Here is a 21998-nt window from a genome sequence, read left to right as displayed (position 1 = left end):
CCGAACAGGGGCATGGCGTTGGCCTGCACGAATCACCAGTAGAATCCATACACGTGACTTCTGCCGCGCCCGCCAAGCCCCGCATCCCGAACGTCCTCGCCGGACGCTACGCCTCCGCCGAGCTCGCCACGCTCTGGTCCCCCGAGCAGAAGGTGAAGCTGGAGCGGCAGCTCTGGCTCGCCGTGCTGCGCGCCCAGAAGGACCTCGGCATCGAGGTGCCGGACGAGGCGATCGCCGACTACGAGCGTGTCCTCGACACCGTCGACCTGGCCTCGATCGCCGAGCGCGAGAAGGTCACCCGGCACGACGTGAAGGCGCGGATCGAGGAGTTCAACGACCTCGCCGGGCACGAGCACGTGCACAAGGGCATGACTTCCCGCGACCTCACGGAGAACGTCGAGCAGCTGCAGATCCGGCTGTCACTGGAGCTGATCCGCGACCGTACGGTGGCCGTGCTGGCGCGCCTCGGCAAGCTGGCCGGCGAGTACGCCGAACTGGTCATGGCCGGCCGCTCGCACAACGTGGCCGCCCAGGCCACCACCCTGGGCAAGCGCTTCGCGACCGCCGCCGACGAGCTGCTGGTCGCCTACGGCCGCGTCGAGGAACTGCTCGCCCGCTACCCCCTGCGCGGCATCAAGGGCCCGGTCGGCACCGCGCAGGACATGCTGGACCTCCTCGGCGGCGACGCCACGAAGCTCGCCGATCTGGAGAACCGGATCGCCGGGCACCTGGGCTTCTCGCAGGCGTTCACCTCGGTCGGCCAGGTCTACCCGCGCTCGCTGGACTACGAGGTCGTCACCGCGCTGGTGCAGCTGGCGGCGGCGCCGTCCTCGCTGGCCAAGACGATCCGGCTGATGGCCGGCCACGAGCTGGTCACCGAGGGCTTCAAGCCGGGCCAGGTCGGCTCCTCCGCGATGCCGCACAAGATGAACACCCGCTCCTGCGAGCGCGTCAACGGCCTCATGGTCATCCTGCGCGGCTACGCCTCCATGACCGGCGAGCTGGCGGGCGACCAGTGGAACGAGGGCGATGTGTCCTGCTCGGTGGTGCGCCGGGTCGCACTGCCGGACGCTTTCTTCGCGCTCGACGGTCTGCTGGAGACCTTCCTGACCGTCCTCGACGAGTTCGGTGCCTTCCCGGCCGTCATCGCCCGCGAGCTGGACCGCTACCTGCCCTTCCTGGCGACGACGAAGGTCCTCATGGGCGCCGTGCGCGCCGGCGTCGGCCGCGAGGTCGCCCACGAGGCGATCAAGGAGAACGCCGTCGCCACCGCGCTCGCGATGCGCGAGCAGGGCGCCGAGCGCAACGACCTGCTCGACAAGCTCGCCGCCGACGACCGTCTGCCCCTCGACCGCGACCGGCTGGCCGCGCTGATGGCCGACAAGCTGTCCTTCACCGGCGCCGCCGCCGACCAGGTCGGCATGCTCGTCGGCCGGATCGAGGAGCTCGTCAAGCAGCACCCGGAAGCCGCCGGTTACACCCCCGGAGCGATCCTCTGACCCGCCTGACGAAGGCGGACCTGGAGGCCGCTCGCGACCGTCTCGTACCGGACGTGGTCGCGGACGGTCTCCAGGTGCTGTTCTGCGGCATCAACCCGGGTCTGATGACCGCCGCGACCGGCCACCACTTCGCCCGGCCCGGCAACCGCTTCTGGCCGGTGCTGCATCTGTCCGGCTTCACCCCGAGGCTGCTGAAGCCGGCCGAGCAGCGGGAACTGCTGTCGTACGGGCTGGGCATCACGAACGTCGTGGCGCGGGCGACCGCACGGGCCGACGAGCTGACGGCCGAGGAGTACGTCGAGGGCGGGCGGCTGCTGGCCGAGAAGGTGACCCGGCTGAGGCCGAGGTGGCTGGCCGTGGTCGGGGTGACCGCATACCGGGCCGCCTTCGCCGACCGCACCGCGCAAGTGGGGCCGCAGGAGCGGACCGTCGGGAACAGCCGGGTGTGGGTGCTGCCCAACCCCAGCGGGCTGAACGCGCACTGGACGGCGGCGACCATGGCGGCGGAGTTCTCCCGGCTACGGGGCGCTGCGCTGGCCTGATCGGTCATGGCCGGGGTACCTCCGTGAACGACGTGTCGGCCTCCTCGCGATCCTCGCCACAGTGGAAGGATCAGTGCCATGAGCACCGAGATGGACTGGGTGTACCGGGTGGACGAGCCGCACGGCTCGGCCGGCTGGCGGCCCTACGGTGACCACCCCGACCGTTGGCGGGGGACGATTACGACCGACGACCCGGCCGAGAACGCCGAGTATGTCGCCGCCCTCGTCGTCACCGACCTGGTGACCGAGTGGACGGTGAGCGGCACCGGCCAGCAGCATGTGCGCGTGACCGTCTGGGAGGGCGAGGAAGGCGCCGGCCCCGAGGACGCGGCCTTCACGGTGGAGATTCGTCCCCACATAGACGGAGAGTGACTCCCGGGTGGCCGCAGCCGTGGCTGCCGAGGGCCGGTGATCACGGAGGGTCCGTCTCGGTCACTATGCCGAGGAGCTGCAACGGAAGCTCCTTGTCCGCGTGGGACACGCCGAGGGCGACCCATCGGTCCGACACGGGCGCCCGCCAGAGCTGGACGTCCGGTACGCGCTCGCTCAGCTCGGCCCAAGGCTGCTCGATGCGCTCTCCCTCCATCGTCCGTGCGAAGACACTGCGCAGGCTGAAGTGCTGTGGCGGCCCCCACCGCCCGGTGAGCCGCTCCGCGAGTCCGTCCCGGTCGGCCTCGTACTGTGCCGCCGTCTCCTCCCATTCCGTGCCGTCGTCGTCACAGAAGTCACTGCTCGTCTGTAAGGCGGCTATGTGGAATCCGGGTCCGCTCTCGCCGTGCTCCATCGTGCTGTGCTCCACGGGGAACTCCCTGGCGCACAGCAAGTCGATGACGGTCAGGCACTTCGCGATGTTCATGCGATCCAGTAAACCGGGCGGCACTGACAATTGGCGGGCTGTCAGGCGTCCCGGCGGTCGAGGGCCACGCACCGTTGAGCAGGGTGACCGGCCCGTTGAGGAGGCCGATGGCCGGTAGGGCCAGGGTGGTCGGGGCTCGCTTGGCGGCGAGCTGCCCCCGGCGGTCGGGCAGCGCCGACAGCGTCAGCCGCAGCGCGCCGCCCCGGAACCCGGCGCGGACGGCCGTCGTGCCGAAGGCCGGCGCGGCGATCCGGCCGAGGCTCCCGGAGCCGAGCATCTGCGAAGCGCCGTCGGTGACTTGGCGGGGCGGGTGGCGCACGGCGTTGATGTTTCGACTGCGGGCGGTCCTCGGCGCGGCGGCCGTGTTCGCCACGGGCTGGCAGCTCGTCACCGGTTTCGCACTGGCCCGCTGCGCCTGGGCGCGCGCCGACCGGGTACCGCTGCCACCGCGCCGAAGGGAGCCCTGCTGACGCCCCTTCCGCTGCAGGAGTGGGCCTGTACGCGCGCCGGCTGCTCGGCCCGTCGGCCGCCAAACGGCCGGCCAGGCTGGAGAAGCGCACCGAGCAGCTGCTGGAACGCACCCGTATCGCACGGGAGAGTTGACCGACTCGATCGGGAAGCCCTAACGGTGGCCGCGGTGCAGGCCGACGCAGTTCGGGCGCGGGCGACCCGGAGTCCACCGACCGCGCCCTGGACGCCATCGAGGAGACCGTCCGGGCGGACCTGGAGCGGGTGCCGGGCGTGGTGCGGAAGTCCGACCGCCCGGTGAGCCCCCGGCCCACTCCGGCCGACACCGACCGCCTCCTGAAGTCGGCCCGAGCCGCGCCGGAGCCGGCCCCGCTGACGCAGCGGAAGCCCGACCGTCCGGTGAACCCTCAACCCCCCGGCCGACACCGACCCCCTCCTCAAGTCGGCCCGAGCCGCGCCGGAGCCGGCCCCGCTGACGCAGCGGAAGCCCGACCGTCCGGTGAACCCTCAACCCCCCGGCCGACACCGACCCCCTCCTCAAGTCGGCCCGAGCCGCGCTGGAGTGGGCCCGGCTGACGCAGCGGGAGGCGGGGGTGCTGCGGCTCATGGCGCGCGGGCGGCGAACGCGGAGGTCGCCGCTCGGCTGGTCGTCGGCCCGGCGATGGTCAAGTCGTATGTGAGCGCCGTGCCGGCCAAGCTCGGGGCGTGCGACCGCACCCAGGCGGTGATCGCGGCGTACGAGCCGGGGTGAGTGGGCGCGGCGTTGCGGAACCCGGCACTCGCCGGGGGTGCGCCGGGCCGAGTACGATCCGGCCAACACGCCCGCGAGCTGGAAGGACGGACGGTGGGGCAGCTGACCGGCGGCGATCCCTCGCTGCTGCGAAGGATCAATTCCGCGGTGGTGCTGCATGCCCTGCGGGCCACGGACTGCGCGACGCTCACCGAGATCACCCGGGTCACCGGACTGTCCCGGCCGACCGTCGAGGGTGTCGTCGAAGGGCTCATCGAGGGCGGGCTCGTCGTGGAGACGGCGGCCGACGAGGGCGCCGCACGCCGGCAGGGGCGGCCCGCGCGCCGGTTCCGGTTCCGGGCCGAGGCGGGGCACCTGCTGGGCCTGGAGATCGGTCCGCACCGGGTCGCGGCGCTGCTGTCCGACCTGGACGGGCGGGTGCTGGGCGCGCAGGCCAAGGACGTCGACGTGACCGCGTCGGCGGACGAGCGGCTCGACCGGCTGCGCGGCGCGGTCGCCGAGCTGCTGCGGCGGGCCGGGGTCGCGCGCGGCTCGCTGCGGGCCGTCGGCGTGGGCACGCCGGGGATCGTGGAGGCCGACGGCACGGTACGGCTGAGCACGGCGCTGCCGCAGTGGACGGGCCTGAAGCTGGGCGAGCGGCTCAGCCGTTCCTTCAAGTGCCCGGTCCTGGTGGAGAACGACGCCAATGCGGCCGCCGTCGCCGAGCACTGGAAGGGCGCGGCGGCCGGAACGGACGACGTGGTGTTCGTACTGGCCGGACTGAGCCCGGGCGCAGGGTCGCTGATCGGCGGACGGCTGCACCGTGGCTACGGCGGGGCGGCCGGGGAGATCGGCGCGCTGCATCTGCTGGGCCGGGAGGCGACTCCGGAGACGCTGCTGTCGACCACCGACGAGCCGCTGCATCCGCTGGACGAGCAGGCGGTCGCCGAGGTGTTCGCGCTGGCCCGGGAGGGCGACCAGCGGGCGCGGGCGGCCGTGGACCGGTTCATCCAGCGGCTCGTGCACGACGTGGCCGCGCTGGTGCTGGCGCTCGATCCCGAGCTGGTCGTGATCGGCGGCTGGGCGGCCGGTCTTGACGGCGTGCTGGAACCCCTGCGCCGCGAACTGGCCCGCTACTGCCTGCGCCCGCCGCGGGTGACGTTGTCCCTGCTGGGGGAGGCAGTCGTGGCCACCGGGGCGCTGCGCTTGGCTTTGGAGCACGTCGAGGAGCAGCTGTTCGCTGTGGAGGGAACGGTGACGCGGCGCTGAGCGCCGGGCCGTGAGGGCGCGGGTCGTCGTACCGCTGCGGCGCCGTCGCGGCTGGTCGCGCCCGCGCGGCGGAGCCGCATCCCGCATCTCTGATGCAGCCCCGCGCCCCTGGACAGCCGGCCTCTCCGGGCCTCAAGAGGTACCGGAGTTCAGGAAGCCCGCTGTTCCGGGTCGTGGTGTATCTCCACGTCCGGTGAATCGCCGAAGGTCAGTCGGCAGGTGTCGGCGCGGTAGGTCGCGACGGACAGCGCGGCGGTGCGGCCCGCGGCGAAGAAGCGGGTGGTGACGACGAGGACCGGCGAACCGGGAAGCCGGTCCAGCTCCTTGGCGTCGTCCGCGCGGGCGGAGCCCAGTTCGACGGCGCGGTCCTGGCCCTCGAGCGTCAGGTGCTGGAGCTCGCGCAGCACCGCACGCGCGCGTGCCGGGCCGGACGGGGCGTCGATCGCGGTGAGGTCGGGCACCGACGCCGCCGGGATGTAGAGCTGTTCGGTGGCGACCGGCTGGCCGTGGGACATCCGGGAGCGCCGCACGGTGTGGACCGGCTCGTCCGCGCCGGTCTCCAGGGCCTTGGCGACGGCCGTGGGCGGCGCCGCCTGGTCGCAGTCGACGGGCTGCCAGGCGTCCGACGCGGCGCCCGGCCAGGCGTGCTGTTCGGTGCCGACGGCCACGCCCACGCGCGGCGGCGCGACGGTCGTACCGACGCCGCGGCGGCGCTGCAGCCGGCCTTCCAGCTCCAGCTGTTCGAGGGCCTGGCGGAGCGTGGCGCGGGCGACGCCGAAGCGGGCGGCGAGGTCGCGCTCGTTGGGCAGGATCTCGCCGACCGAGAACTCGGAGTCGAGTGCCTCGGTGAGCACGGTCTTGAGGTGCCAGTACTTCGGCTCCGGCACCGTTTCCAGCTGCGTGGTCCCCACCCTGTCCTCCGCAAGAGCCGTGGTCCGGCGGTTTTTAGCGCCCTTGTTTATTAAAGGTTGTTGCACTTCTCTGCGACCATAGGGCGGCCTTCACCCTTGGTCAAGACCAATCCTCGATCCCTTGGACGACGCACGCTGACCTGCCGCGGAGCGTTCATGAGGCGTTCGTACACGGCGGTGTGTGTGACATCGCGGCAAAGCCCCCGTCGCAGAACGGGGGCTCATGAGGCATGTGTGGTGCGCGGTGTGTAGGTCAGCGATCGACGAGGTGCCGCAGTTTGTCCGGGTTACGGACGATGTACACCGTGGTGACGCGGCCGTCGGCGACATCCACCTGGACCAGGCTGTCCGGCTCGCCGTCGGCCAGCACCAGCAGGGCCGGGCCGCCGTTGACCTCCAGGACGCGGTACGACGGGGCGGCCGGGGACTGCCGTGCGACGCCGACGAGGAAGCGGCCGACCTTGTCGGCGGTGTGCAGGATCCGCAGCGGCGCCTTGGCCTTGCCGCCGCTGTCGCCGACCAGGCGGACGTCCGGGGCGAGCACGGACATCAGCCCGTCCAGGTCACCGCCGCCGGCTGCGGTGAGGAAACGTTCGGTCAGCTCGCGTCGCTGCGCGGGGTCGACCTCGTAGCGCGGCCGTCGTTCGTCGACGTGCCGGCGTGCCCGCCCGGCGAGTTGCCGTACCGCCGCCTCACCGCGGTCGAGCAGGGCGGCGATCTCGGCGTACGGATACCCGAAGGCCTCCCTGAGCACGAAGACGGCCCGCTCCAGCGGAGACAGCGACTCCAGGACCACCAGTACGGCGAGGGAGACGCTGTCGGCGAGCACGGCGCGGTCCGCCGCGTCGGGGGCGGCCTCGCCGAACTCAATCGGATACGGCTCCGGCAGCCACGGCCCGACATACGCCTCGCCGCGCGCGTGCACCTGACGCAGCCGGTCGATGGCCAGACGGGTGGTGACACGCACCAGATAGGCGCGCGGTTCGCGGACCTCCGCACGGTCGGCTCGGGACCAGCGCAGCCAGGCGTCCTGGACCACGTCCTCGGCGTCGGCCACCCGCCCGAGCATGCGGTAGGCGACGCCCATGAGCAGGGGGCGGTGCTCCTCGAAGACATCGGTCGCGGTCTCGGTGGTCACCGGCCCATCCCATCCGACACGCGCCGGATGTGTCCACCCGGAATCGGCCCGTCCGGCAGCGGTCCGGATCACAATGACCGCGGACCGCCGGGGGTCGGCGGCCGGTGAGCGGGAGGTGGCCGATGCGGTACGCGGTGCTGGGCACGGGCGAGGTGGGCCGCACGCTGGGCGGCAGGCTGGTGGAGCTGGGGCACGAGGTGACCCTCGGGTCTCGTACCAAGGACAATCCGGTGGCGCTGGAGTGGGCCACGGCCGCGGCGGAGCGGGCCCGCGCGGGCACGTTCGCGGAGGCCGCCGCGGCGGCCGAGGCGGTCATCAACGCCGTGAGCGGCCGGGTGGCGCTCGACGCGCTGCGGGCGGCCGGCGCGGAGCACCTCGACGGCAAGATCCTGGTCGACGTCTGCAATCCCCTGGCCTTCGAGGACGGGGAAGCGCGTCTGGATCCGGTGGAGTCGGACAGCGTGGGCGAGCAGATCCAGCGGGCCTTCCCGCACGCGCGCGTGGTGAAGACGCTGAACACGGTCAACTGCCAGGTGATGGTGGATCCGGGGCGGGTGCCGGGCGCACACAACCTGTTCGTGTGCGGCGAGGACGCCGGGGCCAAGGAGCAGGTGACGGCCATGCTCGGGGAGTTCGGATGGGCGGCGGAGCGGGTGCTGGACCTGGGCGGGATCCGTGCGGCGCGGACGGTGGAGATGTATCTGCCGCTGTGGCTCACCATGATGCGGCAGTTCGGGACCTCGGACTTCAACATCGAAGTGCACCGGGCGCATTGACCGTCGCGGGAGCGCGGGGCGTACGCCCACAAGGGCTACCGGCAGGTAGCAATTGCTGACAAGCTGTCTACAGCGTCCGTCCGCACCGAGTCGAGGAGCACCCCATGTCCGCCACCGTCTCCTTCAAGGCCCCCACTCCGTACGGCCCGAAGGACGTGACCGTGTCCTACGCGCGCGTGGGACGCGGCGAGCCGCTGGTCCTGCTGCACGGCATCGGCCACCACCGGCAGGCCTGGGACCCGGTCGTGGACATCCTCGCCACCGAGCGTGACGTCATCGCCATCGACCTGCCGGGCTTCGGCGCGTCCCCGGGTCTGCCGGACGGCCTCGCCTACGACCTGCCCACCACCAACGCCGTGCTCGGCGCCCTGTTCGAGGCGCTGGAGCTGGACCGCCCGCACATCGCGGGCAACTCGCTGGGCGGCCTGCTCGCCCTGGAACTCGGCCGGGAGAAGCGCGTACGGTCGGTCACGGCGCTCTCCCCGGCCGGGTTCTGGACGGAGGCCGAGCGCCGGTACGCCTTCGCGGTACTGCTCGCGATGCGGGGCATCGCCCAGCGGCTCCCGCTGCCTCTGGTGGAGCGGCTGTCGCGCACCGCGGCCGGCCGTACCGCGCTGACGAGCACGATCTACGCCCGCCCCGCGCGCCGTGCCCCTCAGGCCGTGGTCGCCGAGACGCTCGCGCTGGTGGGAGCCACCGGGTTCGACGCGACGCTGCGGGCGGGCACCACGGTCCGGTTCACCGAAGAGTTGCCTGGCCTGCCGGTCACGGTGGCCTGGGGCACCCAGGACCGGATCCTCGTCCGCCGTCAGGGCGTGCGCGCCAAGCAGATGATCCCGCACGCCCGGCTGATACGGCTGCCCGGCTGTGGCCACTGCCCGATGAACGACGATCCCGCGCTGGTCGCGCGGGTCATCCTGGACGGCAGCCGCTGAACCGGCCGACGCAGGCGGCAAACCGGTCGACGCAGGCGGCAGGCGGCAGACCGGCCGGGCTCGGCTTCGCCGACGGGGAAGGGCGGCGGGCGCTGGTAGCGGGCGGTGAGCCCTCGCTGAGGGACCTGTCCCGGCCATCGGGCTCGGCCACCACGCGCGCGTGTACGGGCGGGCACCTTCCGCGAGGCCGGAACCGACCCCGGCACGCCGCACACCCGGCCGGTCCGCGTCGGCTCCCGCAGTACGCGCGCGTGCGGCTTGCTGCCGCAGCGGGCACCGGCAGCGCGTGGGCCCACCATCCACCTGACGAACCGTTCAGCCGCGGCGCACCCTCCGGCAGCCCCTCCCCAAGGCCCGTTGTTCACTTCGGGTTTGCGCACACGCCGCAGGGTCCCAGTAGGTGTGGCTGTGCACACTGACCGGATCCCGTTTCTGGAGGCGCAGCCATGTCAGACCGTCCGCTCCCTGGCCGCCGCAGCGTTCTGCGCGGCTCCCTGGCCGCTTCCGCGGCCCTCACCCTGCCGACCGGCCTCGGCGCGGCCCCGGCGTTCGCCCGCTCCGGACGCCCCCAGGCGAGCTGGGGTGTACAGGCGGGCGACGTGACCACCGACTCCGGCCTGGTGTGGGTGCGTTCGGACCGGGCGGCCCGGATGATCGTGGAGACCTCGGCCACCGAGTCGTTCCGCGACCCGCGCAGATGGCACGGCCCGCTGCTGGGCTCCGGCACGGACTTCACCGGCACCACTCGGCTGCGCGGTCTGCCCTCGGGTGAGCAGATCCACTACCGTGTGCTGCTCGCCGACCCGGACGACCCGCGCCGCACGAGCGAGCCGGTCACCGGCACCTTCCGTACGGCGCCGGCCGGGCGACGCCAGGGCGTGCGGTTCGTGTGGTCGGGCGACCTGGCCGGACAGGGCTGGGGCATCAACGAGTCCATCGGCGGCTACCGCATCTTCGACGCGATGGCGAAGGTCGACCCGGACTTCTTCCTGTGCAGCGGCGACAACATCTACGCCGACGGCCCGATCGCGGCGACCGCGACCCTGCCCGACGGCAGCGTCTACCGGAACGTCACCACCGAGGAGAAGTCGCACGTCGCGACCACCCTGGACGACTACCGCGGCAACTTCCGCTACAACCTGCTGGACTCGGCGCTGCGCCGGTTCAACGCCCAGGTGCCCAACATCATCCAGTGGGACGACCACGAGGTGCGCAACAACTGGTACCCGGGCGAGGTCATCGGCACCGGCACCCCCTACCCGGCCGGCACGAAGCTCGACGACCTGGCGCTGCGGTCCCGGCAGGCGTTCTCCGAGTACTTCCCGATCTCCACGATCAGCGAGCGCCCCGACGGCCGGATCTACCGGGTCGTAAACCACGGCCCCCTGCTGGACGTGTTCGTGCTCGACATGCGCACCTACCGCAACGCGAACTCCCCCGACAACCAGACCACGGACCCGGTCGGCATCCTCGGCCGCGAGCAGCTCGAGTGGCTCAAGCGGGAGCTCGCCAAGTCCCGCGCGGTGTGGAAGGTGATCGCCAACGACATGCCGCTCGGGCTCGTCGTGCCCGACCCGGTCGAGGGCAGGCCGAACTTCGAGGCGGTCGCGCAGGGCGACCCGGGCGCTCCCCTCGGCCGCGAGCTGCAGATCGCCGAGCTGCTGCGGTTCATCAAGCACCGGCGGATCACGGGCACGGTGTGGCTGACGGCGGATGTGCACCACACCTCCGCCCAGCACTACGACCCCTCGCGGGCCGCGTTCAAGGACTTCGAGCCGTTCTGGGAGTTCGTCTCCGGACCGCTCAACGCGGGCGCCTTCCCGGCCAACGCGCTGGACGGCACGTTCGGCCCGGACCGGGTGTTCGTCAAGGCGCCCACCGCCCCCAACGTGTCGCCGGCGCAGGGCTACCAGTTCTTCGGCGAGGTCGACATCGACGGCGACAGCGGCGAGCTGACGGTCCGGCTGCGCGAATACGACGGCACCGTGCTGTTCACGCAGACCCTCCAGCCGGGCCGGGTCGGTCAGTAGCCACCCCCCCTGCTACGGCCCTTTTCGCAGGTCAGGCCAATTGTCAGTGGTCGCCTCTACGGTTTTCACATGACGCGACCACTCGATGACGGCAACGCCACGATCTGGGGCCGGGCGGCACGGGGCCAGACGGCCGTAGAAAATGCAATAAAACGGACGGAGCATGCTTTACCCATCGGTCACAAGCAGTTCGTGATCACGCAACACCCTTCCTTCACAGTGGCTGCATGACTACAGAGATGTCGGATGTGACCCGGGCGAAGCACGGCCGCCCCGTACACCACTGGCGACGGGACGTCGTCGAACTCGCCGCGCTGTTCACGGCCGTGGCCGTGGCCGACGCAGTGGCGAACCTGATCGGGCACGGCCCCGACGGTCCGGCCCTGCTGGTGATCTCGGCGCTGGTGCTGACCGCGACGGCCGGCTTCCACATCTGGTGGGCACGCCGCCACGGACACGCCCCGCCGGCCGGTGATACCGACGCCCGGCCGACCGCCGAGACGCGGTCGGCCGGGCCCCAGGAGCAGCCCGGCGGCACCGCGGACGACGTGGCCGGCACCGGTGTGCTGTGGCGGATGCGGACGACGGTGAAGGACGAGCCGGGCTCGCTGGCGGCGCTGTGCACGGCGCTGGCCGAGCGGCGCGTCGACATCCTGAGCCTCCAGACGCACCCGCTCGCCGACGGCACGGTGGACGAGTTCCTCCTGCGGGCGCCGGGCGCGCTGGAGGCGGTCGAGATCACCCGGGCTGTCTCGCTGGCCGGCGGCGAGTCCACCTGGATCGAGCGGGCCGACGCCCACGACCTGGTCGACGCCCCCACCCGAGTGCTCCGCCTGGCTGCGCGCACCGCGCTGGACGCCGCCGAACTACCGTTGGCGCTACGCCAGTTGCTGGGCCGGTGCACGATCCGCTCGCTGCCCGGGACGCCGGCCGGTGGGGGCCGCGGGCCGGAGCCGGTGCCGGTCGAGGGCGTGCTGGAGGACACCGTGATCCGGCTGCGGGCGCCGGAGGGCGGCGTGCTCACCGTGGAGCGGCCGTATCTGCCGTTCACCCCCACCGAGTTCGCCCGGGCCCGGGCGCTGGTGGACCTCGACAACCGGCTCGGTCCGCGGATCCCGCGCGGCAAGGACGTGCTGACGCTGCCCGAGGGCAACGACATCACCGTCCGCCGGGTCGACACCGGAGACCTGACCGCGGCCAAGGCGATGCACGAGCGGTGCTCGCCGCGCACCCTCGGCATGCGCTACCACGGCCCGGTCGGCGACGCGGGCCGCTATCTGAACCATCTGCTCAGCCCCCGTTTCGGCCGGACGCTGGCCGCGCAGACCGCCTCCGGGCGCATCGTCGGCCTCGGGCATCTGCTGTGGGACGGCGACGAGACCGAGGTCGCGCTGCTGATCGAGGACGAGTGGCAGCACCGGGGCATCGGCGGCGAGCTCCTCGGCCGGCTGGTGGCGATGGCGGTGGAGGCCGGCTGCGAGAGCGTCTACGCCGTGACCCAGGCGTCCAACACCGGCATGGTCGCCGCGATGCGGGGCCTCGGGCTGCCGCTGGACTACCAGATCGAGGAGGGCACGCTGGTCATCACCGCCCGCCTGGACTCCCCACAGGTCGCCTCCCGGGCAGCGCACCACACGGACCGTCGCCGTCTGGGCGACCCCGCCCGGCGCGACTGACGCCGGTCAGGCACGCAGGCCCGCCGGCACCGACACCGGTCACGCGCGCGGCGGCCCGGCCCGGCGTGGCACTACCGACGCCCGGCGGCACACGGGCAACGGCCCGGCGCGGCACGGCACGGCACTACCGACGCCCGGCACACAGGCAACGGCCCGGCGCGGCTGGCCCGTGGCCCGGCCGGCGGTCCGCCACGGCCGGGCGCGCCGGCTGGCGCGCCCGCAGCCGGACCCGTGCGCCCCCAGCCAGGCCGGTGCACCCCCAGCCAGGCCGGTGCACCCGCAGCCAGGCCGGAGTGCCCGCGGCCAGGCCGGAGTGCCCGCGGCCAGGCCGGTGTGCCTTCCGATGCAGCCGCAGGCTGGGTCCGGTGCGACGGCGCTCAGCCACGACGGCCGGGGCCGGCGGCGCCGATCCGGGGCGCACCCCCCCCGGCCGGCCTCAGCGCACCGCTTCCCTCAGCGGTACCGGCTCCCGCAGTGGCACCGGCGTCCGGGCCGGCTCCCCCAGTGCCTGGTCCAGATCGGCCCACAGGTCGTCCACGTCCTCAAGCCCCACCGACAACCGCAGCAACCGATCGCTCACACCCGCACCGCGCCGGTCGTCGGCGTCGACGATCCGGTGGCTGATGGAGGCGGGGTGCTGGATGAGCGTGTCGACGCTGCCGAGGCTCACCGCCGGGGTGACGAGCCGGACCCGGGAGATGACCTCGTGCGGATCGCCGTCCACCTCGAAGGCGATCATCGCGCCGCCGATCCGCGGGTAGTGGACGCGGGCCACGCGCGGGTCGGCGGCGAGCCGGCCGGCCAGTTCGGCGGCGTTCGCGGAGGCGGCCCGTACCCGTACCGGCAGGGTGGACAGCCCGCGCAGCAGGAGATAGCCCGCCAGCGGATGCAGCACACCGCCGGTGGCGAAACGTATCTGCCGGAGCCGGCCCGCGAACTCCTCGTCGCAGGCGACCACTCCGGCCAGCACGTCGCCGTGCCCGCCGAGGTACTTGGTGGCGCTGTGCAGCACCATGCGGGCGCCGTGCTCGGCCGGGCGTTGCAGCACGGGCGTGGCGAAGGTGTTGTCGGCGAGCAGCGGTACCGAACCGCAGGCGTGGGCGACGGCCCGCAGGTCGAGCTCGGCGAGGGTCGGGTTGGCCGGTGACTCGACCATCACCAGGCCGGTGTCCGGGCGCAGCGCGTCGGTGATGCCGGCCGGGTCGGTCCAGGTGACCTCGGTGCCGAGCAGCCCGGCGGTGAGGAGGTGGTCGCTGCAGCCGTACAGGGGCCGTACCGCGACGACATGGCGCAGGCCCATCGCGGAGCGGGCGAGGAGGACCGCGCTGAGGGCCGCCATGCCGCTGGCGAAGGCGACCGCGGACTCGGTGCCCTCCAGCCGGGCCAGGGCGGTCTCGAAACGGGCGACCGTCGGGTTGCCGAGGCGGCCGTAGACCGGCGGTCCGACCGGGTCGGCGCCGTCGGTGGCGAAGGCGTCGATGCGGGCGGCCTCACCGCGGCTGTCGTAGGAGGGGTAGGTGGTGGACAGGTCGATCGGTGGGGCGTGCAGGCCCTGGCGGGCGAGGTCGTCACGGCCGGCGTGCACGGCCTCGGTGGCCAGGGCTCTCGATGCGGTGCGTACGTCGTCGTAGGCACCCGGGCTCGCTGTCTCCATGGGCGGAAGGGTGAACATCGAACGGTTCACTGGAATCGAACACCGTGCTACGTTCGACCAATGGCCGAATCTGTCGTACTGGATCCGGTGGATCTCCAGCTGCTTCGCCTCCTGCAGAACGACGCACGGACCACCTACCGGGATCTCGCCACGCAGGTGGGCGTGGCGCCGTCGACCTGTCTGGACCGGGTGACCCGGCTGCGCCGCTCGGGCGTGATCCTCGGCCATCAGCTGCGGCTCGATCCGGCCAAGCTCGGCCGCGGGCTCCAGGCGCTGCTGTCGGTGCAGGTCAGGCCGCACCGGAGGGAGCTGGTGGGACCGTTCGTGGAGCGGATCCGGGCGCTGCCGGAGACCCTGACGGTGTTCCATCTGACCGGCCCGGACGACTATCTGGTGCATGTGGCCGTCGCGGACATGGCCGATCTGCAGCGGCTGGTTCTCGACGAGTTCACCGCGCGGCGCGAGGTGGCCCGGGTGGAGACCAGGTTGATCTTCCAGCAGTGGGACTGCGGCCCGCTGCTGCCGCCCGGCCACGCCCAGAGCTGAATCCCCCCGTACGTGGGTGACGCGGAGATCCTCGCCGTACGAGGATGGGCCGCATGTCTGAGACCAAGAGCCCGCTGCCCCGGCAGGTCGCCGACGCGTACGTCGACGAACTCATCGCCCTCGATCCGGTCACCGGTACCTACCTCGGTGTGAAGGAGAGTTCGAGCCGGCTGCCCGACTACTCCCCCGCGGGCCAGGAAGCCCTCGCGGAGCTGGCCCGGACCACGCTCGCGAAGCTGGACGAGGCGGAGCGGCAGCCCGGTGCGGACAGTGACGTGGAGCGGCGCTGCGGACGGCTGCTGCGCGAGCGGCTGACCGCCGAGCTCGCCGTGCACGAGGCGGACGAGCATCTGCGCGCGGTCGGCAACATGAGCACCCCGGGCCACTCGGTGCGGGACATCTTCACGGTCACCCCGTCGCAGACGGACGAGGACTGGGCGGCGATAGCCGAGCGGCTGCGCGCGGTGCCGGGCGCCCTCGCGGGCTATCGCGCGTCGCTTCAACTGGGCCTGGACCGCAAGCTGTTCGCGGCGCCCCGGCCGACCGCGACGTACATCGAGCAGCTCACCGAGTGGACGGACACGGACGGCCGGGGCCGCGGCTGGTACGAGGACTTCGTCGCCGCCGGGCCCGAGGCGCTGCGTGCGGAGCTGGACGAGGCGGCCCGCACGGCGAGCGGCGCCCTGGTGGAGCTGCGGGACTGGCTGCGGGACGTGTACGCGCCGGCGATCGAGGGCGCCCCGAACACGGCGGGCCGCGAGCGGTACGCGCGCTGGTCCCGCTACTTCAACGGCACCGACCTGGACCTGGACGAGGCGTACGCGTACGGCTGGTCGGAGTTCCACCGGATCCTGGGCGCGATGAGGCAGGAGGCGGAGAAGATCCTGCCCGGCGCCGAGACGCCGTGGGTGGCGCTCGCGCACCTCGACGAGCACGGCCGGCACATCGAGGGTGTGGAAGAGGTCCGCGAGTGGCTGCAGGGCCTGATGGACAAGGCCATCGAGGACCTGGACGGCACGCACTTCGAACTCGCCGAGCGGGTGCGGAAGGTGGAGTCGCGCATCGCGCCGCCCGGCGGTGCCGCCGCCCCCTACTACACGGGCCCGTCGGAGGACTTCTCGCGGCCCGGCCGCACATGGCTGCCGACGATGGGGCAGACCCGCTTCCCGGCCTACGACCTGGTGTCGACCTGGTACCACGAGGGAGTGCCCGGCCATCACCTGCAGCTCGCGCAGTGGGCGCACGTGGCCAAGGACCTCTCCCGCTACCAGGCGACGGTCGGCATCGTCAGCGCCAACGCGGAGGGCTGGGCGCTGTACGCGGAGCGGCTGATGGACGAGCTGGGCTATCTGACGGACCCGGAGGAGCGGCTCGGCTATCTGGACGCGCAGATGATGCGGGCGGCCCGGGTGATCGTGGACATCGGCATGCACCTGGAGCTGGAGATTCCCGCCGACTCGCCGTTCCACCCCGGTGAGCGGTGGACGCCGGAGCTGGCGCAGGAGTTCTTCGGCGCGCACAGCAGCCGGCCGGCGGACTTCGTGGAGAGCGAACTGACCCGCTACCTGACGATCCCGGGCCAGGCGATCGGCTACAAGCTCGGTGAGCGGGCGTGGCTGCTGGGCCGACAGAAGGCGCGCGAGCGGCACGGCGACGCGTTCGACCTGAAGGCCTGGCACATGGCGGCGCTGTCGCAGGGCTCCCTGGGGCTGGACGACCTGGTGGACGAGCTGTCCCGGCTCTGACCGTTCTCGTCAACGCCGGGAGGTCTTCCCCGAGGTGATGCCATCCGCCCTCAACGCCGGAACCCGCCTTCCGAGTTGATGACCTCCCCGGTGATCCAGCGGGCCTCGTCGGTGGCCAGCCACGCGATGAGCCTCGCCGGGTCGTCGGGGAGGCCCCAGCGTCCGCCGGGGAACCGGGCGGCGACGGCGGCGTGGACCTCACCGGTGGCGTAACCGGTGTCCACCGGGCCGGGGTTGACGGCGTTCACCGTGATGCCCCGCCCGGCGAGCGCGCCGGCCAGGGAGCGGGTGACGGAGGCGAGGGCACCCTTCTGGAGGGCGTACGCGATCTCGCCCGGCATGCCGCCGCCGAGATCCTGCCCGGAGGTCATCAGCACGACCCGCCCGCCGGGAATGCCCTCCGGTAGCCGGGCACGCGAGCGGGCATAGGCCTGGACGAGCAGCAGGACCGAGCGGGTGTCAACCGCCCAGTGCGCGTCGAGCATCTCGGCGTCGATCTCGTCGAGAGTGCCACCCGAGCCGCTCAGGGCGTGGTTGGCGACAAGGATGTCCAGCCGCCCGAACTCGCCCACCACGGCGTCGATCAGCCGCCCCGGTTCGGCCGGGTCGGCCAGATCCCCGGCCCCCGCCACGACCCGCGCCCCTGGCTCCCCGAGCGCCTCACGCACGGAGCCGACGACCGCCTCGATGCTGTCGGCACCCCACGGCATCGCCCTGTCGTGCGGCACATGATGGTGCACATAGACACTGGCCCCGTACGCCCCCAGCCGCCGCGCCACGGCACACCCGATCCCACCGCGCCGACTGGCCCCGGTGACCAGCGCGACCCTCCCCCGCAGCGGCAACAGGTCACGCCGTAGATCACCGGAGAAGGGACTCATCTCAGCGGACACGGCCGACCAGCCTAGGCGGCACCGGACGACTGAGCGAGCCGATTGGGGCGAAGCCGACACGGATTTACGCGCGAGCACACACGGCCCCGCCTCGGAGTACGACCGTACGCCGCCCCGCCGTGGGCAATCGCCCGGCAAGGCGGGACGGGTGGGCACGGCCCGCAGCATGGGGTGCCGCCTCGGCTCCGGCGCGACCATACGAGGGCCGGATCCTAAGCACGCGCCGCCCCCTGGCCGACCCAGGGCACCAGCGACTCGGGGGGCCGGCGGTGGGAAGGCCGGATCGACACGGCTCCGGGTCCGAGCGCACACGGCCCCGCCTCGGAGTACGACCGCACGCCGCCCCGCCGTAGGCAATCGTCCCGCAGGGCGCACGGGGGGCCGGGTGCTGTCCCGGCTCCCGGTGGGAGCGCGCCCCGGAGGCCGGAGGCCGGTCGGTCGGTGGGGGCCTCGGGTGGCTTGGCCGCTCGTGCGTGACCGTCACGCGGGCGGTGGTCGGCCGTCCGGACGCCCCCGGTGGCGTGAGTGGCCGGGCGGCGGCTAGCTGGTGGCGGAGGCGATGTGGAGGAGGCGGGGCGGCATGCGGCAGCAGGGGCCGGGGCAGCGGGTGCTGGAGACGCCGCGGGCCGCCGGACTGGCCGGAGTGGTCTTCGCGCTGCTGCTGGCGGCGGCGATCGTTCTGTTGCGGCTGGGCGTTCCTGAGGGTACCGGCGCTGTCAACGCGGGAGGATTCACGAACTCCGCGCGCCATGACGTGGTGCGCACCGCCCTCTCGCTCGTGCCGTTCGCCGGCATCTTCTTCCTCTGGTTCGTCGGCGCCGTACGGGCGCACATCGGTGAGAGCGAAGACCGGTTCCTCGCCACCGTCTTCCTCGGCAGCGGACTCGTCTTCACCGCCACACTGTTCGGCGCCACCGCCGCGGCCAGTGCCGTCCTCGACCTCGCGCACCCCGCCGGCATGGCGCCGTCGCCGTCCTCCTGGGACTTCGGCCGCCATCTCGCGTACACGCTGATGACGGAGTACGCCACGCGGATGGCCGCCGTGTTCGCGTGCTCGATGTCGGTGATCGGCCACCGGCTCGGGATCCTGCCCCGCCCGCTGACGGTCCTGGGCTTCCTCACCACCTTCACCCTGCTGTTCGTCGCGGCCAGCGTGCCCTGGGTGGAACTCGTCTTCCCCGCCTGGTCGCTGGTGCTCAGCGCGTACATCCTCCGGGCGAGCGGTCGCGCCCGGCCCCGTACCGCGGCGGATGCGTGACGGACGGATCACGTCGCCGCCCGTGCACCGGGACCGGCCGGCAGCCCGAATGGGGCTCTCGGCGGGCGGTGCCGCGCCGCCGCGCTCATGCTGGCAAACGGGACATGACCGCCGTCCGGGAATGCCGCGCGCAACGGCAGGCGCGCACCGGACCTGGCCAGCGGAAGGGCGGAGCATCGATGCGCCTCGTCGTCGATCTCAACAAGTGTCAGGGGTACGCCCAGTGCGCGTTCCTCGCGCCGGACGTCTTCGCCATGCACGGCGAGGAGTCCCTGATCTACAACCCCCACGCGCCCGAGGAGCAGCGCGAACGGCTCGCCCGCGCCGTCGCGGCGTGCCCGGTGCAGGCCATCACGGCGGACGGACTGGACAGCACGGGTGAGCGGCACACCGGATCCGCCCAGGGGGCGTCCGATGCCCGCTGACTACATGGGATGGCTCAGGCGCGAGGGCCGGATCGTGATCGTCGGCGCCTCGCTGGCGGGCCTGCGGGCCGCCGAGACCCTGCGCGCCGAGGGCTTCGCGGGTGAGCTGACCCTGATCGGGGACGAGCCGTACGAGCCGTACGACCGGCCACCGCTGTCCAAGGCGGTCCTGCTGGGAATGGCGTCCCCGCACCACACCGAGCTGCCGCACCGCAGGGAGATCGACGCCAAGTGGCGGCTCGGTGTCGCGGCGACCGGTCTCGACCTGGCGGCCAAGCGGGTGCGGCTCGCCGACGGGGACGAGGTGGAGTACGACCGGCTGCTCATCGCGACCGGTGTCCGCGCCCGGCCCTGGTTCAAGGAGGAGGAGGCCCGCCTGGACGGCGTCTGCCTGCTGCGCACCCGTGACGACGCGGTCGATCTGTACCGGCGGCTGAAGGCCGGGCCGCGCCGGGTGTTCGTCATCGGCGCCGGGTTCGCCGGTTCGGAGGTCGCGTCGGCCTGCCGGGAGATGGGTCTTCCGGTCACCGTGGCGGAGCGCGCCGGCGCCCCGCTGGTGGGCGCCCTGGGCGGGGTGATCGGTGCGGTGGCCTCGGACCTGCAGCTCGAGAACGGCGTGGATCTGCGCACCCATGTCACGGTGACCGGTCTGGAGGGTGACGCGGTGGGCCGGGTGCGGGCCGTCCACCTGTCGGACGAGAGCGTCGTCGAGGCGGATGTCGTGGTCGTCTCGCTGGGCTCGCTGCGCAACACCGAGTGGCTGGCCGGGTCGGGACTGGGCGCGGGGCCCCGGGGCATCGCCTGCGACGCGGGCTGCCGGGCCTTCGACTTCCGGGGCATCGTCACCGATGACGTCTTCGTCGCGGGTGATGTCGCGCGGTCCCCGCACGCGCTGTTCGGCTACCAGTTCCTCTCGCTGGAGCACTGGGGCAACGCCGTCGCGCAGGCGCAGACGGCGGCGCACAACATGATCTGCCACGGTGCCGACCGGCGCCCGCATCTGTGGATGCCCGCCTTCTGGTCCTCGATGTTCGGCGTGAACATCAAGTCGGTCGGCGTGCCCCCGATGGGCGAGCAGCTCATGATCACGCAGGGTTCGCCGGCCGAGCGCCGGTTCGTCGGTGTCTACGGCTACCAGGGCCGGATGGTGGCCGCCGTGAGCTTCGACAACACGCGGTGGCTGGAGTTCTACCAGCGGCAGATCGAGCGGGGTGCGCCGTTCCCGGTGGAGTTCCCGACGACGGACCGGCGTCCCGAGGGCCGGCAGCCGGTGGATGCCGACTTCCCGGACCCGTCCCTGCCGAGTCACGGCCCGATGGTGACCCTCAGCGGTTACTCACCCGCCGACCAGCAGCTGGTCTTCCACCCCGCCCGCCACTGACCGCCGCCCGGCCCGACGCTCCAAGGACCTGTCATGCCGCAAGCCTCGCTGTTGCGCCAGATCACCGACTTCGCGAACCGCGCCAACCCGTACCCGCTCTACGAGGAGCTCCGCAGGACACCGGTGCTCCACGAGGCGGACGGCCCCTATGTCATCAGCTCCTACTACGACATCGAGGCCCTGCTCCACGACCCGCGGATCAGTTCCGACGCGGCCAAGATGACCGCCACGGGCGACGACGAGCTGTCCGAACCGGAGACGACGGGGCTGCCGCCGAGCTTCATCCGGCTCGACCCGCCGGAACACGACCGTCTGCGGCGGATCGCCAACAGCTCCTTCGGTCCCCCGCACCGGCCCACCCGTATCGACTCCATGCGGGGCGAACTCGCGCAGATCGTCACCGACTTGATCGACGGGTTCGGGGACGCACGGCAGATCGACGTGGTCGACGGTTGCGCCTACCCGTTCCCGGTGACGGTGATCTGCCGGCTGCTCGGCGTGCCCCGCGAGGACGAGCCCCGCTTCCGGGCCTGGGTCGACCCGATCGTGGCCGGACTGGACCCGGACACCCGCACGAGCGCCGAGTCCGAGCGGGTCGCACAGGAGGCACGGCTGCAGCTCGGCATGTACCTGAACGGGCTGGTGGAGCAGCGCGTCAAGGAGCCGCGCGACGACATGCTCTCCGACCTGGTGAACAGCCGCGGCCCGGACGGCGCCATGACCACCATGGAGGTGCTCACCACCGCCGTGCTGCTGCTGATCGCCGGGCATGAGACGACCGTCAACCTGATCACCAACGGCATGCTGACCCTGCTGCGCCACCCGGAGTATCTCCAGCGGCTGCGGCAGGATCCGATCCTGTCGGTGAAGATCGTGGAGGAGCTGCTGCGCTACGAGCCGCCGGTGCAGCTCCTGCCGCAGCGCACCTGTATCACCGACATCGAGGTGCGCGGGGTCACCATTCCCAAGGGCTCGCGCATCTGGCTGGTGCTGGCCGCGGGGAACCGGGACCCGGAGCGGTTCAAGGACCCCGACCGCTTCGACCCGGACCGCGAGGACCTCCAGCACCTCGGCTTCGGCAGCGGCATCCACAGCTGCTTCGGCGCCCCGCTCGCCCGGCTGGAGGCCCAGATCGCGCTGTCCGAACTGGCCCGGCGGCTGGAGAATCCCCGACTGGTCGAGGATCCGCCGCCGTACCGGCCGAACGCGGTGCTGCGCGGTCCCAGGCACCTGAACGTCGACTTCGACGGCCTGAATCCCTGAGGG

At 72.6% G+C, this 21998-nt stretch carries 20 protein-coding genes and 2 pseudogenes; 17 read left to right on the top strand and 5 right to left on the bottom strand.

Features of this window, described 5'->3' with window-relative positions; genetic code table 11:
• Nucleotides 1-47 precede the first annotated feature (47 nt).
• The 3 genes from purB to BFF78_RS35355 all read left to right on the top strand — a co-directional run bounded on the left by purB (nucleotide 48) and on the right by BFF78_RS35355 (nucleotide 2413).
• The gene (gene purB, locus BFF78_RS35365; protein WP_193433692.1) at nucleotides 48-1499 is read left to right on the top strand and encodes an adenylosuccinate lyase; all 1452 of its coding nucleotides are present in this window, start codon (nucleotides 48-50) and stop codon (nucleotides 1497-1499) included.
• Nucleotides 1496-2041, top strand: a complete 546-nt coding sequence (mug, locus tag BFF78_RS35360) for a G/U mismatch-specific DNA glycosylase (protein ID WP_079161887.1) — start codon at nucleotides 1496-1498, stop codon at nucleotides 2039-2041. Before purB ends, mug begins: the two co-directional genes overlap by 4 nt.
• 78 nt (nucleotides 2042-2119) lie before the next feature.
• On the top strand, nucleotides 2120-2413 hold the full coding sequence (locus BFF78_RS35355) for a hypothetical protein (RefSeq protein WP_079161604.1): 294 nt from the start codon (nucleotides 2120-2122) through the stop codon (nucleotides 2411-2413).
• A gap of 40 nt (nucleotides 2414-2453) precedes the next feature.
• Here the strand turns inward: BFF78_RS35355 and BFF78_RS35350 are convergent, their stop codons facing one another.
• Nucleotides 2454-2897 carry a hypothetical protein gene (locus BFF78_RS35350; RefSeq protein ID WP_069782173.1) on the bottom strand — a complete coding sequence of 148 codons (444 nt, stop codon included), beginning with the start codon at nucleotides 2895-2897 and terminating at the stop codon, nucleotides 2454-2456.
• A gap of 323 nt (nucleotides 2898-3220) precedes the next feature.
• On the opposite strand from BFF78_RS35350, the gene BFF78_RS46440 reads away from it, so the two are divergent.
• The 4 genes and pseudogenes from BFF78_RS46440 (at nucleotide 3221) to BFF78_RS35340 (ending at nucleotide 5364) form a co-directional block, all read left to right on the top strand.
• Complete coding sequence (locus tag BFF78_RS46440; RefSeq protein ID WP_159033095.1) at nucleotides 3221-3367, top strand: hypothetical protein; 147 nt, start codon at nucleotides 3221-3223, stop codon at nucleotides 3365-3367.
• 31 nt (nucleotides 3368-3398) lie between these two features.
• A pseudogene (locus BFF78_RS50255) lies at nucleotides 3399-3722 on the top strand (histidine kinase); the annotation flags it as partial.
• A 188-nt stretch (nucleotides 3723-3910) separates the two neighbouring features.
• A pseudogene (locus BFF78_RS43955) lies at nucleotides 3911-4116 on the top strand (response regulator transcription factor); the annotation flags it as partial.
• Nucleotides 4117-4209: 93 nt separating this feature from the next.
• A complete protein-coding gene (locus BFF78_RS35340; protein ID WP_069782171.1) occupies nucleotides 4210-5364 on the top strand; it encodes an ROK family transcriptional regulator in 1155 nt (384 codons plus the stop codon).
• 149 nt (nucleotides 5365-5513) lie between these two features.
• On the opposite strand, the gene BFF78_RS35335 is transcribed toward BFF78_RS35340, so the two are convergent.
• Both BFF78_RS35335 and BFF78_RS35330 read right to left on the bottom strand, forming a co-directional pair.
• Nucleotides 5514-6275, bottom strand: a complete 762-nt coding sequence (locus BFF78_RS35335) for a GntR family transcriptional regulator (RefSeq protein ID WP_069782170.1) — start codon at nucleotides 6273-6275, stop codon at nucleotides 5514-5516.
• Between the two features lie 253 nt (nucleotides 6276-6528).
• Nucleotides 6529-7413 (bottom strand): RNA polymerase sigma-70 factor, encoded by an 885-nt coding sequence (locus BFF78_RS35330; RefSeq protein ID WP_069782169.1) that lies wholly within the window; start codon nucleotides 7411-7413, stop codon nucleotides 6529-6531.
• 122 nt (nucleotides 7414-7535) lie between these two features.
• Between BFF78_RS35330 and BFF78_RS35325 the strand changes: the two genes are divergently transcribed.
• The 4 genes from BFF78_RS35325 to BFF78_RS35310 all read left to right on the top strand — a co-directional run bounded on the left by BFF78_RS35325 (nucleotide 7536) and on the right by BFF78_RS35310 (nucleotide 12830).
• The gene (locus tag BFF78_RS35325) at nucleotides 7536-8189 is read left to right on the top strand and encodes an NADPH-dependent F420 reductase (protein ID WP_069782168.1); all 654 of its coding nucleotides are present in this window, start codon (nucleotides 7536-7538) and stop codon (nucleotides 8187-8189) included.
• Nucleotides 8190-8293: 104 nt separating this feature from the next.
• Nucleotides 8294-9124 carry an alpha/beta fold hydrolase gene (locus BFF78_RS35320; protein WP_069782167.1) on the top strand — a complete coding sequence of 277 codons (831 nt, stop codon included), beginning with the start codon at nucleotides 8294-8296 and terminating at the stop codon, nucleotides 9122-9124.
• Between the two features lie 446 nt (nucleotides 9125-9570).
• Nucleotides 9571-11154: an alkaline phosphatase D family protein gene (locus BFF78_RS35315; RefSeq protein ID WP_069782166.1), complete on the top strand. Its 1584-nt coding sequence runs from the start codon at nucleotides 9571-9573 to the stop codon at nucleotides 11152-11154.
• Between the two features lie 227 nt (nucleotides 11155-11381).
• Nucleotides 11382-12830, top strand: coding sequence for a GNAT family N-acetyltransferase (locus BFF78_RS35310; RefSeq protein WP_227025988.1), 1449 nt, complete (start codon nucleotides 11382-11384; stop codon nucleotides 12828-12830).
• Nucleotides 12831-13266: 436 nt separating this feature from the next.
• Here the strand turns inward: BFF78_RS35310 and BFF78_RS35305 are convergent, their stop codons facing one another.
• Nucleotides 13267-14484 carry a trans-sulfuration enzyme family protein gene (locus tag BFF78_RS35305; protein ID WP_069783997.1) on the bottom strand — a complete coding sequence of 406 codons (1218 nt, stop codon included), beginning with the start codon at nucleotides 14482-14484 and terminating at the stop codon, nucleotides 13267-13269.
• Nucleotides 14485-14544: 60 nt separating this feature from the next.
• Here BFF78_RS35305 and BFF78_RS35300 point away from each other — a divergent pair, with 60 nt between their 5' ends.
• Together BFF78_RS35300 and BFF78_RS35295 are read left to right on the top strand one after the other, a co-directional pair.
• On the top strand, nucleotides 14545-15030 hold the full coding sequence (locus BFF78_RS35300) for an Lrp/AsnC family transcriptional regulator (protein WP_069782164.1): 486 nt from the start codon (nucleotides 14545-14547) through the stop codon (nucleotides 15028-15030).
• 53 nt (nucleotides 15031-15083) lie between these two features.
• Nucleotides 15084-16775: a DUF885 domain-containing protein gene (locus BFF78_RS35295; RefSeq protein WP_069782163.1), complete on the top strand. Its 1692-nt coding sequence runs from the start codon at nucleotides 15084-15086 to the stop codon at nucleotides 16773-16775.
• A 50-nt stretch (nucleotides 16776-16825) separates the two neighbouring features.
• On the opposite strand, the gene BFF78_RS35290 is transcribed toward BFF78_RS35295, so the two are convergent.
• Complete coding sequence (locus BFF78_RS35290; RefSeq protein ID WP_069782162.1) at nucleotides 16826-17656, bottom strand: SDR family oxidoreductase; 831 nt, start codon at nucleotides 17654-17656, stop codon at nucleotides 16826-16828.
• A gap of 592 nt (nucleotides 17657-18248) precedes the next feature.
• On the opposite strand from BFF78_RS35290, the gene BFF78_RS35285 reads away from it, so the two are divergent.
• The 4 genes from BFF78_RS35285 to BFF78_RS35270 all read left to right on the top strand — a co-directional run bounded on the left by BFF78_RS35285 (nucleotide 18249) and on the right by BFF78_RS35270 (nucleotide 21995).
• Nucleotides 18249-18926 (top strand): hypothetical protein, encoded by a 678-nt coding sequence (locus BFF78_RS35285; RefSeq protein WP_069782161.1) that lies wholly within the window; start codon nucleotides 18249-18251, stop codon nucleotides 18924-18926.
• Between the two features lie 179 nt (nucleotides 18927-19105).
• Nucleotides 19106-19351, top strand: coding sequence for a ferredoxin (locus tag BFF78_RS35280; RefSeq protein ID WP_069782160.1), 246 nt, complete (start codon nucleotides 19106-19108; stop codon nucleotides 19349-19351).
• Nucleotides 19341-20732: an NAD(P)/FAD-dependent oxidoreductase gene (locus tag BFF78_RS35275; protein ID WP_069782159.1), complete on the top strand. Its 1392-nt coding sequence runs from the start codon at nucleotides 19341-19343 to the stop codon at nucleotides 20730-20732. Before BFF78_RS35280 ends, BFF78_RS35275 begins: the two co-directional genes overlap by 11 nt.
• A 33-nt stretch (nucleotides 20733-20765) precedes the next feature.
• Entirely contained in the window at nucleotides 20766-21995 is a 1230-nt protein-coding gene (locus tag BFF78_RS35270; RefSeq protein ID WP_069782158.1) for a cytochrome P450, read from the top strand.
• Nucleotides 21996-21998 lie beyond the last annotated feature (3 nt).

Origin of the sequence: Streptomyces fodineus (assembly GCF_001735805.1) — a bacterium.
Taxonomy (GTDB): domain Bacteria; phylum Actinomycetota; class Actinomycetes; order Streptomycetales; family Streptomycetaceae; genus Streptomyces; species Streptomyces fodineus.
This window is presented reverse-complemented; position numbering and strand designations above follow the sequence as displayed.

What these genes read in the sequence shown, in the direction of transcription:
- BFF78_RS35355 (WP_079161604.1), top strand. Translation starts at nt 2,120, where the DNA reads ATGAGCACCGAGATGGACTGGGTGTACCGGGTGGACGAGCCGCACGGC.
- BFF78_RS35350 (WP_069782173.1), bottom strand. Translation starts at nt 2,897, where the DNA reads ATGAACATCGCGAAGTGCCTGACCGTCATCGACTTGCTGTGCGCCAGG.
- BFF78_RS35325 (WP_069782168.1), top strand. Translation starts at nt 7,536, where the DNA reads ATGCGGTACGCGGTGCTGGGCACGGGCGAGGTGGGCCGCACGCTGGGC.
- BFF78_RS35320 (WP_069782167.1), top strand. Translation starts at nt 8,294, where the DNA reads ATGTCCGCCACCGTCTCCTTCAAGGCCCCCACTCCGTACGGCCCGAAG.
- BFF78_RS35315 (WP_069782166.1), top strand. Translation starts at nt 9,571, where the DNA reads ATGTCAGACCGTCCGCTCCCTGGCCGCCGCAGCGTTCTGCGCGGCTCC.
- BFF78_RS35310 (WP_227025988.1), top strand. Translation starts at nt 11,382, where the DNA reads ATGACTACAGAGATGTCGGATGTGACCCGGGCGAAGCACGGCCGCCCC.
- BFF78_RS35305 (WP_069783997.1), bottom strand. Translation starts at nt 14,484, where the DNA reads ATGGAGACAGCGAGCCCGGGTGCCTACGACGACGTACGCACCGCATCG.
- BFF78_RS35300 (WP_069782164.1), top strand. Translation starts at nt 14,545, where the DNA reads ATGGCCGAATCTGTCGTACTGGATCCGGTGGATCTCCAGCTGCTTCGC.
- BFF78_RS35295 (WP_069782163.1), top strand. Translation starts at nt 15,084, where the DNA reads ATGTCTGAGACCAAGAGCCCGCTGCCCCGGCAGGTCGCCGACGCGTAC.
- BFF78_RS35290 (WP_069782162.1), bottom strand. Translation starts at nt 17,656, where the DNA reads ATGAGTCCCTTCTCCGGTGATCTACGGCGTGACCTGTTGCCGCTGCGG.
- BFF78_RS35285 (WP_069782161.1), top strand. Translation starts at nt 18,249, where the DNA reads ATGCGGCAGCAGGGGCCGGGGCAGCGGGTGCTGGAGACGCCGCGGGCC.
- BFF78_RS35280 (WP_069782160.1), top strand. Translation starts at nt 19,106, where the DNA reads ATGCGCCTCGTCGTCGATCTCAACAAGTGTCAGGGGTACGCCCAGTGC.
- BFF78_RS35275 (WP_069782159.1), top strand. Translation starts at nt 19,341, where the DNA reads ATGCCCGCTGACTACATGGGATGGCTCAGGCGCGAGGGCCGGATCGTG.
- BFF78_RS35270 (WP_069782158.1), top strand. Translation starts at nt 20,766, where the DNA reads ATGCCGCAAGCCTCGCTGTTGCGCCAGATCACCGACTTCGCGAACCGC.